Source organism: Streptomyces sp. NPDC052016 (genome assembly GCF_044548445.1).
GTDB lineage: Bacteria > Actinomycetota > Actinomycetes > Streptomycetales > Streptomycetaceae > Streptomyces.
The window spans coordinates 565,904-579,937 of the sequence record NZ_JBIUBX010000001.1 but is presented as its reverse complement, the minus strand read 5'-3'; the positions used below and the strand labels follow the sequence as shown (position 1 = coordinate 579,937).

Here is a 14,034-nt window from a genome sequence, read left to right as displayed (position 1 = left end):
GTGGCCGGCCGCGCGTTTACCGGCGGGCCAACACGACGAGGTGGGCATCGCGGTCCGCGGTCCAGGTGAACGGCAAACCGTAATGGAGCAGGTGGGCGCCGCTGTATTCGGTCTCGGTCTCCTCGTCCCAGTACACGGCGGCCGGGTCCAATCCGCTCAGCGGAAGCCGGGCGGGGCGGCCGGGCACCAGCGGGGCCCCGTCGAGCCGACCGGTGCTGAAGGCGGCGACGACGACGCGTGGGCCGTCGGGCTCGACGTACTGGACGCCGCAGGTCGGGTACTCGGGGGTGCGGAGCAGGCGGACCTCGCCGTGGTGGACCACGTCCCGGATCTCCTTGTAGCGGGCTATCCAGCGGGTGGCCTCGGTGCGCTGGTCCTCGCTCCAGGAGCGCAGGTCGGCGCCCACACCGAGGACGCCGCACATCGCCAGCACGAAACGGAAGGCGAGCGAGCGGGGGCGCGGGTCGAAGACGCCGGGTGCGTCGGTGACCCAGGAGCTCATGACGTGCGGGGCGTGGGCGTGCAGGAAGCCGTACTGGATGGAGAGCCGGTCCAGCGGGGCGGTGTTGTCGCTGGGCCAGACCACGTCGGTGCGGGCCAGAGTGGCGTGGTCGATGCGTCCGCCCCCGCCGGCGCAGCCCTCGATGGTGACGTGCGGATGGACAGCGCGCAGGTGGTCCAGGACGCGCAGGTATCCGGCGACGTGCCCGGCATCCAGGTCAAGCCGGTCGGCGGGTCCTGTGCCGGGTCGGCCGCGCTCGGTGGGCGGCCGGTTCATGTCCCACTTGAGATATTCGATGGGGTACTCGCTGAGCAGCCGGTCGAACGTGCCGATCACGAAGTCCTGCACGTCGCTCCGGCCGAGGTCCAGCAGGAACTGGTTGCGGACCAGCCGACGAGGGCGGTCATCGACACGGTAGACCCAGTCCGGGTGTTCGGCGTACAGACGGCTGTCGGGGCTGACCGCCTCCGGTTCGACCCAGAGACCAAAGCCGAGCCCGAGAGCGCGCACGTCGTCGATGAACCGGCCGAAGCCCTGAGGGAACTTCGCCGGGTCGGGGTGCCAGTCGCCCAAGCCGCCGGTGTCGTCGTCGCGCCCGATGAACCAACCGTCGTCCACGACGAACAGCTCGGCACCGATGTCGGCGGCCACCTTGGCGAGGTCGAGCTGGCCGGCGGCGTCGACGTCAAAGCCGGTGGCTTCCCAGGAGTTGTAAAGCACCTTGCGCGTGCGGTCCAGCCTCCCGCCGCTCAGGTGCCGCTCGTAGCGGTGCCAGACACGCGCGAGGCCGTCGAGCCCTTCCGGGCTGAAGGCACAGGCGAGGCTGGGTGTCACGAGTGTCTGACCGGCGGCCAGCAGTACGGCGCCCTCGTGCGGGACACGGCCGGCGCGGACGCGGACGGCGCCGCCGGGCTCGGCCTCGGCGGTGATGTGCCAGTTACCGGACCACTCCAGGGCGATGCCGTAGGTGGGAGTCGTGCCGTTGTCGGGCAGGGTCGCGTCCTGGACGGCGAGCCAGGGTGCGTAGGCGTGGCCGGGCACACCCTGGATGCTACCCATGGTGAACGTGCCGCGCTTCAAGTGGAGTTGGGTATGCGTGAACTCCTGTGACCACTGTCCGGTCAGGTAGGTGAGTCGGGCTCCGGAAGCGACGGGCACGTTGACGGCGCCCGAGTCCAACCGTTCCAGGCGCAGTTCGCCGTCGCCGGTGCAGGTCAGCTCGGTCCAGCGCAGGATGACGTCGGTGCCGGGCACGGTGGCGTAGCACAAGGTGATGCGCAGGCCGGCGACGTCGTCGGTGAACGCCAGCCGCAGCCCGTCCGCGTCCTGGGTGGCACCGGCGAACTCCCACCACACCCCGCGCTCGTGTCCGGAGTGCCCTACGACGAGGTCGGCACCGGTGAACGGGCGCTGGCCCTGCGGCACGTACTCGGCGGGGGCCGCGTCGGCGGGTGTGATGAAGTGAGTGCGGTGGGACCAGTCGAGGGCCGACGGCCCGGTCTCCACGCCGTGCGGTCCCCAGGCCTCGAGTTCGGCCCATGGACCGTCCGGCGACAGCCGGACGGTGTAGCTGGTGTGCTCCGTGCGGAGGATCCACCGTTCGTGGGAGGTCATCTCACCGCTCCAAGGTTGAGACCGGCCACGAAGTGGCGCTGGAAGCGCAGGAAGACGGCCACGGTGGGGGCGGCGGCGATGACGGAGCCGGCGGCGATCACGTTCCACATGGAAACGTACTGGCCCTGGAGACCGATGAGCGCGGCGGTGATCGGCATCTTGGTGTCGCTGCGCAGCACGGTGATCGCCCACAGCAAGTCGTTGAAGATCCAGGTGAACGACAGGGCGCTGAGCGCGGCGAGGGCGGGGCGGGTCAGCGGCAGGATGATCCGCCAGAAAATCTGCCAGGGCCCGGCTCCGTCCACGACGGCAGCCTGTTGGATCTCGTTCGGGATCGCCCGCATGAACCCGTGCAGGACGAAGACGTAGAAGCCGACGCCGAACCCGATCTGCACGCCGATCAGCGCCGGCAGCGTGTCGTAGACGCCCATCAGCTCGCTGAGCTTGGAGACGGGGATCAGCAGGATCTGCGGCGGGAGCAGGTTGCCGCCGAGCATGAGCAGGAGCAGGGTACGGCGCAGCGGCATCTCGTAGCGGCTGAGCCCGAACGCGGCCATCGCGGCGAGCGCCAGGGTGATCAGCACGCACGGAATGGTAACGATCAAGCTGTTGATCAGGGCGCGCTGCTGGCCGCCGTCGACCCAGGCCAGGCGGAAGTTGTCGAGGGTGAAGGAGTGCGGGAAGCTGCCGAGCCCGTTGGCGGCGATGTCGTCGAAGGAGCGCAGGCTGGTCACCATGACCAGGGCTATGGGGAGCAGCCAGAGCACAGACAGCAGTCCGGCACTGAGGTGAAATCCAGCGGTCGCGGCTCGTCTACGCTTCAGCGCGGTCGAGTTGGCGGACATCAGTCGGCCTCCCGGAAGGCGCGCACGAGGTAGGAGCAGATGACGCCGAACGCCAGCGCGAAGATGACGACGGCCAGCGCAGAGCCGTATCCGAGCCTCAGAGACTGGAAGGCGGTCGAGTACATGTAGGTGCTCAGCAGTTCGGACGAGTGGTAGGGGCCGCCGCGGGTCAGCGACCACACGACGTCGAAGGAGCGCAGCGAGTCGATGATGATGACCGACAGGACGACCGCGTTGACGCTGCGCAGTTGGGGCAGGGTGACGTGGCGGAAGCGCTGCCAGGCACTCGCGCCGTCGACCTTGGCGGCCTCGTACAGGGCGGGGTCGATGCCCTTGAGGCCGGCGAGGTACAGGACCATCACATAGCCGATTTGCCGCCACAGCGCGGGCACGATGACCGCGTACAGGGCGGTGTCCTGGTCGGCCAGCCAGGCGTGACGCAGGCTGCCGAGGCCGACGGACTCCAGGAGCTGGTTGAGGACCCCGTCGGGCTGGTAGATGGCCTGCCAGACCAGGGCGGTGGCGACCAGCGAGAACACGACGGGCAGGAAGAGGGCGGCGCGGTAGAAGCCGACGCCGCGCCGCTCCTGCTGGAGCAGCATCGCGGCGGCGAGGCCGAGCAGGGCGGACAGGCCGCCGAACAGCAACAGCCACAGGACGGTGTCGGTGGCGGCGGTCCAGAAGACCTCGTCGCCCGCCATCTCCCGGAAGTTGGCGAGCCCGATGAAACGGGGCGAGGAGACACCGTCCCAGGAGGTCAAGGCGAGGTAGAAGCCCTGGAGCGCGGGCCAGAACACCCACAGCGCCTCGGCGAGCAGCGGCACCAGGACGAACGCGAGGACGAGCGGTGGTACGCGGTGGAGGGGCCCCCGGCCGCGCCCACCGCTGGGCGTGACGGCCGGGGTCTTGCGTGCGGCGGTGAGCACTGCCACCTCAGGCACCCCAGATCTTCTGGGCGTCGCGCTGCCAGTCGGTGAGGATGGAGCCGATCGACTTGGGCCTGGCTATGAACTTCGTCAGCGCGGTGTCAGCGGTGGGCTGGAGGGCGTCGCTGGAGTCGCGGTTGAAGAACTGGGTGATCTCGGCCGACTCCTCGATGTGCTTGCGGCCCTTCTTCACCAGCGGGGTGCCCGAGTCCTTGGCGTCGGGGTTGCAGGGCAGAACGGTGCCCGAAGAGCCCTTGATGTAGATCTCCTGGGCCTCCGCGGTCGCGAGGTAACCCATCAGGTCGGCGACCCGCTCGGCACGACCGGTACGGGCGCTGGCGAAATAGCCGTCCACGGGAGCCTCCTCGACGAGCGGCACCTTGGAGTCGATGACCGGGAAGCGGAAGAAGTCGATGTCGTCGAGGGCGCCCTTGGGGGCCGCGTCGGCGAAGAAGGTGCCGATCAGCATCATGCCGGTGCGGCCGCTGAGCAGCGCGGTCGTGGCGTCCTGGAAGGCGATGGCGGTGCCGTTCGGGTCGAAGTACGGCAGCACCTCCTGCCAGCGGTCGAAGACCTTGCGGACCTCGGGGTCGTCGAAGCGGTGCCTGCCGGCGAGGAGTTCACGGTGATACTGGGCGCCGTTGATGCGGATGTTGAGGTAGTCGAACCAGGCAGAGGCCACCCAGGGGGTGTTGCCGCCGGCGCCGAGACCGATCGGCGCGACACCCTTGGACTTGAGCTTGTCGCACAGATCGAGAAACTCGTCCCAGGTCTTCGGCTCGCTCACGCCCCACTTGGCGAAGTTGGACTTCCGGTAGAACATGCCCCACCAGTAGTAGGTGGAAGGCACGAACACCTTCTTGCCGGAGCTCGACGTGCACAGCGAGTTCAGAGCCTTGGAGTAACGCTTGAGGTCGGACGAGGAGGCCCACAGGTCGTCGAGGTCGAGCAGCAGGTTCTTCTTGGCGTAGGCGTCCGCTACCGAGCCGGGGTACCAGGTGTAGACGTCCGGCGGGTTGGCGGAGGTCAGATACGTCGGCAGCTGGGTGCGGAAGGTCTCCGCGGCGACCGTGTTGAGGGTGACGCGTCCGGCGTCCTTCTTTCCGTAGGCGGCGATCAGGTCCTCCATCGCCGCCTTGGCCTGCGGCGCGGACAGGTTCGACTGGAGACTGACCGCGCCCGAGGAGGAGGACTTCGAGGACGAGGTCGAGGTGACGCAGCCGCTGAGCAGCGCGGCGGTGCCGGTGGCGCCGAGCCCGGCGAGGAAGCGCCTTCTGCTGGTGTGCGGGTTCAACATGGATGGCTCCCTGTGGATTCGCCGCGACGGGACGTGCGGACGGGACCCCAGCGGCGCCGTCGCGGCGAATCAAGGTTCGCGTGGCCCTGCGGCCACGTCAAGATAATTACTAATTAATGTGGGGACTGCCAGGTTTCGCGACAGCACCAGACGACCCTCGAACGCACGATGCGGGTCGACATCGAGGGCATCCCACAGCAACCGGTCGAGGGATCCGCCGGGCGACCTCGGCCGCCGCGCGGGCAACCAGCCCGCCGGCCGCCGATCAATCAGACGTTTCGCACCCGCTGTTCCGCGGCCCGCCGTGGACTCGCGCATCCGCGGCTGGATGCACCCTCTGTTCCGGCGGGTGCACCAAGGTCGCGGTGGGCGCCGGGGCCACGGTCCACCGCCGGGGCGGCTCGAGCTGACGGAGTCACGGTGGCAGCGGAGGCCACCACATGGACGGTCGTGAAGTCACGTGCCTCTCCCAGAAGTTCGGGAAGCAGAGCGTGTGACGGCGGGCCGCGCAGGGGCGAGGGCTCGCGGCGTCACGGCGACGACTGTGACACCCACCTGAAACCGTGTCAACATTTATTGGTAATTAAATATAAGTGGAGCGGAAGCCGCTCACCTCAGCTGCGGTCGAGCACGGCACGCACCTGACCGCTCCGCGCCGCGCATGCCTAATTTAGTAATTATTGTTGACGGGTGCCGGTGACGGCTGCAAGATCCTCGCAACCACCCCGCAGGCGAGCGGGCGTCGACTGGTCCTGGGTATACGACCGCCGCACCTTCGGCTGGGCAGCGGTACCGCAGACTCACGACCGGGACGGTTCACTCACAACCGGGACGGTTCAGCGCGCCTGATCGGACAGCGAAGGATCCGATGTGAAACGACATATCACGGTCTTGTTGGCTTTCCTGACCGGCCTGCTGGTCGTACAGGCACCCGCCTACGCCGCTCCCCCGGCCGGCGATGCCGCCGTCGCGGCGCCGGCGCCCCAGCAGATACTGAGCCCGACGCCCTACATGGGCTGGAACACCTACTATGCGCTGGGCGGTGATCCGACCGCTGCGGAGATCGAGTCCACAGCCGACTACCTGGTCAGCAGCGGACTGCGCGATGCCGGTTACCAGTACGTATGGATCGACGGCAACTGGGCTGCACCGACCCCGCGCAACTCGGCCGGGGACCTGGTGCCCAACCCCGACCAGTTCCCCGACGGGCTGAAGCCGCTGGTCGACTACATCCACTCCAAGGGTCTCAAGGCAGGCATCTACACCGACGCCGGCCCCTACATCCCGGGCAAGTGCGGACTCGGTAGCCACGGTTACTACCAGCGCGACGCGAACCAGTTCGCCGCCTGGGAATTCGACGCGGTCAAGGTGGACTACCTCTGCGGGATCGCCGCGGACCTCGACCCGAAGACCGTCTACACCGAGTTCGCCAAGGCATTGCGGAACAACGCCAGCGGACGCCCCATGATCTTCAACCTCTGCAACCCGGTCACGTCCCCGGACTGGGGCAACTACCCGCAGGAGCAGCAGTCGACGTACTCCTGGTCCTACGCGCCGGCGATCGCGCAGTCCTGGCGGACGTACACGGACGTCGGTTTCATCGGTGAGATCAAGTTCAAGGACGTGCTGCGGAACTACGACGCGAACGCACGGCACCCCGAGGCCGCCGGGCCTGGCCACTTCAACGACCCGGACTACCTCGGACCCGAACTGGGAATGAGCGACGAGGAGTTCCGTACGCAGATGACGCTCTGGTCGGTCGCGGCCGCTCCGCTGGTGATCGGCAGCGACATCCGCAAGCTCAGCCAGACCTCGCTCGGCATTCTCACGGACCGCGACGTGCTCTCCATCAACCAGGACAGCGCCGCTGTCCAGGCCGTACGCGTCGGCCCAGCCGGAACGACCGAAACCTGGGTGAAGCGGCTCGCGAACGGTGACCGTGCTGTGGTGCTGCTGAACCGCGGCGACAGCCCGGCGACCCTGACCACGACGGCGTCCTCCGTGGGCCTGTCCGGGAAGCGGTTCACCCTCAAGAACGCCTGGACCGACCAGGTCACCGAGAGCGCCGGCACCATCAGCGCCGCTGTCCCGGCCCATGGCGCGGCCCTGTTCCGTGTCGCCCGGGCAACGGGCAAGCCCGGCATTCCGCATGTCGTCGCCGGCCTGCCGCAGGTGACAGAGGTCGACGGTGACGCGGTTCCGGCCGGGGTCGCCCCGGTGGTCGCCGGCGGCGAACAAGCCCGGGTCAAGCTCACCGTGCGCAACGACAGTGCGCGGCCCGTCTTCCGACCACGGGTCGAGCTGACGGTGCCCGCCGGGTGGACAGCCCGCCCGATCGGCGAAACACCCACACCACTGAAGCCCAACCGTTCCGTGACCTTGACGTTCACGATCACCCTGCCGGATGTCGCCGCGCCGGGCAGCGCCACACTGTCCGCCACCACCTCCTACGAGGTGACCGGCAGCGGACGCCTGCGGCAGGAAACGGCTACGGCACTCGTGGTGGCACCCGCGCCGCCGCACGGCGACGTCGTCCTGTCCCACCACGACTGGATCAGCGCCACCAGCGGATGGATGACACCAACCATCGACCGAAGCGTCGGCGGATGGACGCCGATCAGCATGCTCGGCCAGATACACCCGACCGGCATCGGGGTCGCCTCACCCTCCACGATCCGCTACTACCTCGGCGACCGCTGCACCCGACTGACCACCACCGTCGGCATCGACGACGCGGTACGCAACGTCGGCCCGGAGGGCGGCACGTCGACCTTCCAGGTGCTCGGTGACGGCCAGGTGCTGTTCGACAGCGGTGTGGTCGGCCGCGACGACACCCGCCAGGCCGACATCGACCTGACCGGCGTCCGGGTCCTCGACCTGGTGGTCGGCGACGCCGGCGACGGCGGCTACAACGACCGGGCCAACTGGGCCGGTCTGAACGCCACCTGCTGACCCGGTGCGGCCGCACCCGGAGGAACGTCGCCCGGGTGCGGCCGCTTCACACCTGTGGCGACCGCTTGATGTCCTCGCTGCGGGTGTCGTACCACGCCCGGCCGGCATGGAACCCGTCATCGCGGCCGCTGTGTGGATGCCCCGCATCACCGCTCAAGGCCCCCTCGTCACCTCTCACGGCGCCGTCATCGACGAGGAAGCGCACCGTTCCATGGAATCAAGTGCCCCGGCCGGCCCCTGTCCCTGCTCCTGGCGGGCAGGGACAGGGTGTCCTGCAACGCAGGCCCCGCCACGCAAGCCAACGGGTGGTTGAGGCAGGCCACCCTCGCCACTCTGCGTCCCCCGCTCCCCGACACGAGCCTGAGTCCTGTCGCAGGGTGGGGGCGCAGCGAGTCAACCCTGCCCGGACAGGAGCTCGGGCTTCGACGCGACTGCTCGACGCTTGCGAGCGGCTGGCCGCCGAGCGCTGACTGGGTCAGTTGGATGCCGGAATGAACCTGGGTCGCCCGGATGCCTACCGGCGCATGATCGACCGCGGTTTCCGCACCTGGTTGCAGGGCGTGACCATGCAAAGGCCCAACGAACCCGGTTACAGCCACCCTGACGCGTATGTGATCGACGACTGGCGGTGAGACCACCGACGCGCTCGGTCCACCGGGGAGGCCCGGTGCTGTCAGAACCCGTGAACATTCCGAGCCAGTGGCGACGGCAAGGCACCTCCCGGACCACTGTCGAGGTGACGTCCGTTCTCGCGGACAAAGCCAAAGCCCCGGCTATCCAACCCGCCGTGGTGTCACGGAGCACCCGCGTTGGCCAGCGCGATCCGCACGTCGTGGCCCGCGGCCCGGGCCTCGGTCTCTGTCATGCCGACCCTGGCCAACTCGGGCGTGGTGAACAGGTTTCAGGGCACCAGGCGTCCCGTCGTCCGCCGGTCGCCGCCGGCGATGTTCGCCTTGACGATGCGGTAGTCGTCGAGCGAGACGTGCGTGAACTGGGGGCTGCCCGCGACGTCGCCCACCGCCCAGGTGCGCGCGGCCGACGTCGCCAGCCGGTCGTCGGCACACCTTCGCCGTGGTGACGCTGGAGCAGCTGCAGCGCGGGCACCTGGCGGCTTTGGCCGAGCAGCACCCGCGCCAGCGCGAGCACTACACCAGGGTGTTCGGTGACCCGCTGGACTGGGTGCGGCGCAGGCTCGGACATCGATCGGTGGTGACCGCGCTCGTCTATCTGCACACCCTGGCGGAGCTGGACATGGAAACCGGGATGGCGCTGGTTCCCGGCGGGTGGGACTTGCCGGTGGACGTGGTCGACGAGACGGCGGCGGTCGCATGAGCGCGCGGGAGCACCCGTCCCGGGGTTCGGGCGGCCCTGCCCGACGGCGACTACGACGTCCGCTCGGCGGTCTACCGCTCGCCCGGCGGCAGCGTGTGCGTGGACTTCGAGGGCGAGGACGGCCGGAGCCGCACCTTCGACTTCGCGGAATGCGAGCTGCCTGGCTGGCATGAGGATCTCGTGGTCGCGGTGGCCGCCCGGATCGGCCCCCACTGCGCACCACCTCCTCCGCCCTGGCGATGTGGAATCCGCTACAGCGGTTCCTGCGCACCCTCGCCGGGGTGGACGACGTGCCGCGGCGGCCGGAGCAGATGCGGGTAGAGCACGCCGAGTTCTTCGCCGACAGCGTCGCCGCGACCATGCAGGAGCTGTACGCATGGCGGTTCGTCGAGCATGTCGCGGACGTACTGCGGCTGATGTCGCCCACCGGCCGGGTGCCGAACACACTCGACGTCCTGCGGGTGCGCACCCCGGGGCAGCCTCGGCATGTGACCGGCCACTCGGAGGGTGAGCTACGGCGCCTGCTGGCCGCCGCCCGTGCGGACGTGGCCGCGATGCGCAAGCGGATCACACACGGGCGGGCTCTACTCGGACGATCACCAGCCTCGCCTTTATGGGCGAGAGCGACCCCGTGGGCACCATCGCCACCTGGATCATCGGCGGCCGCCCGCGCCGTCGCCGTCCTCGAACGCCTCCAGCCGCCCGCCACCGACCTGCTCCTGCGCAGCCTCTACCCGGCAGAGCGCATCCGGGCCTGAGCGATGACGCTGCGCTCCAGCAACGAGCTGAATAACCGCGTGATTACCTGGATCAACGCCTACTGCCATCACTACGGCCTCCGCGCGATCCCCGAGGTCAACGGCAAGCCCTGGAACCTGACCGCCCGGCAGTTCCGCCGCACCCTGGCCTGGTACATCGCCCGCCGCCCCGGCGGCGTCATCGCCGGAGCCGTCCAGTACCGCCACCTCGGCATCCAGATGGTCGAGGGCTACGCCGGCACCAGCGACTCCGGCTTCCGCGCCGAGGTCGAGGCCGAACAGTCCATGCGGCGCGGCGAACACCTTCTCGCCCTCACCACCGACCACCAGCAGGACCTGAGCGGCCCGGCCGCCCACGAGGCAGCCGCCCGGCTCGCCGACTTCCACCACCGCACCGGGTTCACCGGCTCCGTCGTCACCGACCCGGCCCGCCTGCGCCGCGTCCTGGCCCGCCACGACCCCGAGGTCTACCCCGGCCTACGTCACCTGCGTCTTCAACCCGGACAAGGCACTGTGCCGACCCCGCTCCGCCCCCGGAGGCCGAGCGGGTCCAGTCCCGCCGGCCCAGCGGCCGTAGCCGAGCAGGTGCAGGCGCGGTTTTTCCACGGACCGGGTTCCCGCGGTGGTGGCGGACCGCGCGGGCCGTGTAGGCCAGGGTGCCAGGTGAGACAAGGGGGGCGGAAGCCGGGAGCGCCCGACGGTGCCCGCGCGCCCCGGTGCGGCCATGTGTGGGCCGCACCGGGGCATCGTGACCGACGCGGTTCTGCCGCAGTTGGTGAGCGTCGACGATCGCGTCCACCACGGAGCCGATGCCGTCGTCGAACGTGGTCGTCGGGACCGCGGCGGAACCGGTGACGCCGACGAGTCCCCCGATCAGGGCGTGCGGATGTAGTTCAGCTCGTCGGTAGCCTCGTCGCCACGCGCGAGAATGTCCATGCCGATCTCGCTCATCGATCCGCCGACCGTACGTCCGGTGACCGTGCCTGCGATGGCGACGACGGACCTCTCCGGCCGACGGAAGTCGTGGACGACCACCTCGCAGAAGGACAAGCGTCGTGACGATGCCGTCGATGACAGGAGTCAGCGCCGCGATGATGGCGTCCTGCTTCTCAGCCGAGAGCAATTGCTCCAGATACCACAGGTATCCGGGCGAGAGCCTCGATCTCGATGCAGCCGCCGTACAGCATGTGCCGCCACTCCGACTCAACTCCGGCGGGGCCGCGGCGAGGTGAAGAACCGTGCGTACGCGGCGTTGAGCCGGGCGCCGTCGGCGACGTCGGTCAGATAGGCCACCTTGGTCCAGCGGCGGATGTCCGCGCTGGCGTGGGCGCAGAGGTCGTCCACGATGTAGATCCGGGTGCCGCCGGGCGACGCGGTGCGGATCATTGGTGCACAAGGTGGGATGCCGCACCGCCTGGTCCCAACTGCTCGCGCCGGGCGTGGAAGCGGCAAGGCGAAGACCGCGGACATTCGGTCCACGACGACCGCCGCTTCCGACTGCGGCCCACCGTTCAACCGCCGACCGGCTGTGAGGGATACCGGCCACCTCTGAAAGGTGGACAGTGAACCGCAGCGATTGTCGTGCCACTGTGCCTGGGCGGACGGCGACACAGCAGTTCCGATCCCAGTGCCGCCACGAACCGAATCGGCCAGCGGTTTCCTGCCGGGCCCTCCTGCATACCTGGCCATGTCCGGCGGCAGGATCAGTCACCGGAGGTGGGCCGGTCGTTGATGAAGGAGCACAGCAGAGCGTTGACGAGGCCGGGGCGGGTGGCGAAGGCGAAGTGGTCGGCGCCGGGGAGTTCGGCCAGACGGGCGTGGGGGATGGTCTGGCGCAGGTGGAGGGAGACTCCCGAGGGGACTTCCTGGCCTCTGGTGCTGCTCATCAACAGGGTGGGAGCGGTGATGGCGGGGAGCAGGTGGCGGTCGTCGTCCCGTGAGATGTTGTCGAAGAAGCCGAGCAGGGTCTCGACTCCCGCGTTGTAGCTCATCTCGCGGAACCGGGAGCCGAGTTCCGTGGCGCGAGTGGTGTCGACGTCGGCGAAGACCAGGCCGGGGTCGAGGACGGCGTCGGTGATGCCCTCGATGCCGCCGTCGCGGGCGGCGTCGGTGAAGTGGGCGATGGCGGCGTCGTCGAAGCCGTGGGGCCAGTCGTCGCCGCGGCGGAACTTGGGGGAGCCGTTGAGGACGGCGAGCTTGCCGAGCAGGTCGGGGTGCTGGGCGGCGAATCGCAGTGCGACGTGCCCTGCCGATGCGAAGCCGACCACGGTGGGCTTCTCCAGGCGGAGGTGGGTGATGAGGGCCGCGAGGTCGGCGGTGTACAGGGCGGTGACGCTCTCCACGCCGGGGGGTAGTTTGTCGGAGGCTCCGTAGCCGCGCAGGTCGAGGAAGACGTTGCGAGCGTGGGGGTCGAAGAACTCCTGCTGGGCGGCCCAGGAGCGGGAGTCCAAAGGCAGGCCGTGCACCCAGACGATGGGGCGGCTGCCGGTACCGGTCTCGTAGAAGGCGATCCTGCCTCCCTCTACGTCGAGGTGGCGGGCCTGGTCGAAGCTGAGCGGAGGCATGGTGGCGTGCTCCTGGCGTCGGGCGGGAGGTGCCGGGCGGCACCTCCCGCTGCGGGTGGTCACAGCCCGGTCGGGTAGGTGACGTTGTCCAGGCCGGGGACGGTCACCTTGGCGGGGTTGTTGTCGGCGGCGACGAGCTGGCTGACGGCGTAGTCCGTGACGGAGCCGGACAGGAGCTGGCGCGGGTCCTCCATGACCATTCGGAGGCGGGTGGTCATGGCGCGCCAGTCGTCGGGGCCGTGGATGACGGGCATCTCGCTGATCTCGGTGACGGACGGGTCGGAGATGTCGGGGACGGCGAGACGGCCGGGGGCGTAGCGGGGAAGCCCGGGGAACATCAGGTCGCCCAGTTCGACGGTGGCGCGGGTGTTGGACCAGATCTGGCGCAGGGGCTGTTCCAGGGCCGCCACCTTCGACAGGTCTCCGTCCAGCGGCGTGGTGAAGGTGGGGGCGTGGGGCGCCATGTAGAGGCGTTCGAGGGGGAGCTGGTAGCCGGAGGCGCCCAGGAGCATGGTGGCGACGCTGGAGGTGTTCCAGGTGACACCGGCGGTGGGGCGACCCTGCTTGCCGGCGATGACCACCATGGCCCGGCTCCAGTCGATCTGCTGCTCGCGGAACCAGTGGATGATGCGGCGGGAGATGTCCAGTCCGGTGAGGAAGAACGTGGCGATCATCATGTGGTTGACGGTTCCGTGCCCCTCGGCCGTGCCCTTTTCCAGGTAGTGGGTGCGCAGGGCGGTGGCGTTGAGGTGGGTTTCGTCCTCCAGGGCCGCGCTGAGGAAGCCGTCGGTGACGGCGAAGGTGTAGTCGGCCATGTCGGCGATGGCCTGCTCGCGGCCGCGGTACGTCTCGACGGCGATGGTGTCGCGCCACAGTTCGGCACTGTTGGCCTCGCGGCTGCGCCGCACCTCGGTCAGCAGCCGCTCTGTTTCGTTGCGCCAGCCGGGATCCGCGTACTTCTCCCGCAGCTGTACGAGGGTGGCGACGGCGGGGCCGAGGTGGGAGACGCCGGCGAGTTCCTTGAAGCCCTTGGTGGAGAAGCGGAAGCCCTCGACCGTGGGGGGCTTGCCACCGCCGGGGTAGAGCGCGAAGTCGGTGCCGGTGGCGACGATCAGGGGTGCGTCGGCTGTGTCGGCGGCGGCGGTACGGGTGAGGTGGGCGCCGATGCTGGTGGGGCCGGCCGTGTAGGTGGTGAACAGGTCGACGAGCTCGGGGCTTTCGTTGGCGGCCATGGCGGTTCCTTG

General features: G+C 69.3%; 13 protein-coding genes and 1 pseudogene. 3 read left to right on the top strand and 11 right to left on the bottom strand.

All coding sequences use genetic code 11. From position 1 onward, the window contains the following. Positions 1-16: 16 nt before the first annotated feature. Genes ACIHAR_RS02690 through ACIHAR_RS02675 form a run of 4 tightly spaced genes read right to left on the bottom strand, consistent with a single transcriptional unit; the run spans position 17 to position 5,184 of the window. Positions 17-2,116 (bottom strand): alpha-galactosidase, encoded by a 2,100-nt coding sequence (locus tag ACIHAR_RS02690; protein ID WP_400016157.1) that lies wholly within the window; start codon positions 2,114-2,116, stop codon positions 17-19. Beyond that, positions 2,113-2,961 (bottom strand): carbohydrate ABC transporter permease, encoded by an 849-nt coding sequence (locus ACIHAR_RS02685; protein ID WP_400016154.1) that lies wholly within the window; start codon positions 2,959-2,961, stop codon positions 2,113-2,115. The genes ACIHAR_RS02690 and ACIHAR_RS02685 overlap by 4 nt, the downstream gene beginning before the upstream one ends. After that, positions 2,961-3,893, bottom strand: a complete 933-nt coding sequence (locus ACIHAR_RS02680; protein WP_400016343.1) for a carbohydrate ABC transporter permease — start codon at positions 3,891-3,893, stop codon at positions 2,961-2,963. Before ACIHAR_RS02680 ends, ACIHAR_RS02685 begins: the two co-directional genes overlap by 1 nt. Before the next feature lies 1 nt (position 3,894). Then, positions 3,895-5,184, bottom strand: coding sequence for an ABC transporter substrate-binding protein (locus tag ACIHAR_RS02675; RefSeq protein WP_400016151.1), 1,290 nt, complete (start codon positions 5,182-5,184; stop codon positions 3,895-3,897). An 894-nt stretch (positions 5,185-6,078) separates the two neighbouring features. Here ACIHAR_RS02675 and ACIHAR_RS02670 point away from each other — a divergent pair. Next, positions 6,079-8,136 (top strand): NPCBM/NEW2 domain-containing protein, encoded by a 2,058-nt coding sequence (locus tag ACIHAR_RS02670; protein ID WP_400016146.1) that lies wholly within the window; start codon positions 6,079-6,081, stop codon positions 8,134-8,136. A gap of 491 nt (positions 8,137-8,627) precedes the next feature. Then, positions 8,628-8,768, top strand: coding sequence for a hypothetical protein (locus tag ACIHAR_RS02665; protein WP_400016141.1), 141 nt, complete (start codon positions 8,628-8,630; stop codon positions 8,766-8,768). A 161-nt stretch (positions 8,769-8,929) separates the two neighbouring features. Here the strand turns inward: ACIHAR_RS02665 and ACIHAR_RS02660 are convergent, their stop codons facing one another. Continuing rightward, on the bottom strand, positions 8,930-9,034 hold the full coding sequence (locus tag ACIHAR_RS02660) for a hypothetical protein (protein ID WP_400016342.1): 105 nt from the start codon (positions 9,032-9,034) through the stop codon (positions 8,930-8,932). Positions 9,035-9,210: 176 nt separating this feature from the next. Here ACIHAR_RS02660 and ACIHAR_RS02655 point away from each other — a divergent pair, with 176 nt between their 5' ends. Then, positions 9,211-9,468: a hypothetical protein gene (locus ACIHAR_RS02655; RefSeq protein ID WP_400016139.1), complete on the top strand. Its 258-nt coding sequence runs from the start codon at positions 9,211-9,213 to the stop codon at positions 9,466-9,468. A 251-nt stretch (positions 9,469-9,719) separates the two neighbouring features. Here ACIHAR_RS02655 and ACIHAR_RS02650 read toward each other — a convergent pair whose 3' ends face one another. The 6 genes and pseudogenes from ACIHAR_RS02650 to ACIHAR_RS02625 form a co-directional block, all read right to left on the bottom strand. After that, positions 9,720-9,863 (bottom strand): hypothetical protein, encoded by a 144-nt coding sequence (locus ACIHAR_RS02650; RefSeq protein ID WP_400016137.1) that lies wholly within the window; start codon positions 9,861-9,863, stop codon positions 9,720-9,722. Between the two features lie 258 nt (positions 9,864-10,121). Next, positions 10,122-10,682 (bottom strand): hypothetical protein, encoded by a 561-nt coding sequence (locus tag ACIHAR_RS02645; RefSeq protein WP_400016135.1) that lies wholly within the window; start codon positions 10,680-10,682, stop codon positions 10,122-10,124. 432 nt (positions 10,683-11,114) lie between these two features. After that, positions 11,115-11,358: pseudogene (locus ACIHAR_RS02640) on the bottom strand (PAS domain-containing protein); the annotation flags it as partial. 71 nt (positions 11,359-11,429) lie between these two features. Further along, entirely contained in the window at positions 11,430-11,612 is a 183-nt protein-coding gene (locus tag ACIHAR_RS02635) for a hypothetical protein (RefSeq protein ID WP_400016133.1), read from the bottom strand. 317 nt (positions 11,613-11,929) lie between these two features. Next, the gene (locus ACIHAR_RS02630) at positions 11,930-12,790 is read right to left on the bottom strand and encodes an alpha/beta fold hydrolase (RefSeq protein WP_400016132.1); all 861 of its coding nucleotides are present in this window, start codon (positions 12,788-12,790) and stop codon (positions 11,930-11,932) included. A gap of 59 nt (positions 12,791-12,849) precedes the next feature. Then, complete coding sequence (locus tag ACIHAR_RS02625; protein WP_400016130.1) at positions 12,850-14,022, bottom strand: DUF5624 domain-containing protein; 1,173 nt, start codon at positions 14,020-14,022, stop codon at positions 12,850-12,852. Positions 14,023-14,034: the final 12 nt, after the last annotated feature.

Bases quoted from the DNA above. Each gene is read 5' to 3' on its own strand.
- ACIHAR_RS02650 (WP_400016137.1), bottom strand. From the start codon at position 9,863: ATGCTCGACGAACCGCCATGCGTACAGCTCCTGCATGGTCGCGGCGAC.
- ACIHAR_RS02690 (WP_400016157.1), bottom strand. From the start codon at position 2,116: ATGACCTCCCACGAACGGTGGATCCTCCGCACGGAGCACACCAGCTAC.
- ACIHAR_RS02665 (WP_400016141.1), top strand. From the start codon at position 8,628: ATGAACCTGGGTCGCCCGGATGCCTACCGGCGCATGATCGACCGCGGT.
- ACIHAR_RS02635 (WP_400016133.1), bottom strand. From the start codon at position 11,612: ATGATCCGCACCGCGTCGCCCGGCGGCACCCGGATCTACATCGTGGAC.
- ACIHAR_RS02625 (WP_400016130.1), bottom strand. From the start codon at position 14,022: ATGGCCGCCAACGAAAGCCCCGAGCTCGTCGACCTGTTCACCACCTAC.
- ACIHAR_RS02675 (WP_400016151.1), bottom strand. From the start codon at position 5,184: ATGTTGAACCCGCACACCAGCAGAAGGCGCTTCCTCGCCGGGCTCGGC.
- ACIHAR_RS02630 (WP_400016132.1), bottom strand. From the start codon at position 12,790: ATGCCTCCGCTCAGCTTCGACCAGGCCCGCCACCTCGACGTAGAGGGA.
- ACIHAR_RS02685 (WP_400016154.1), bottom strand. From the start codon at position 2,961: ATGTCCGCCAACTCGACCGCGCTGAAGCGTAGACGAGCCGCGACCGCT.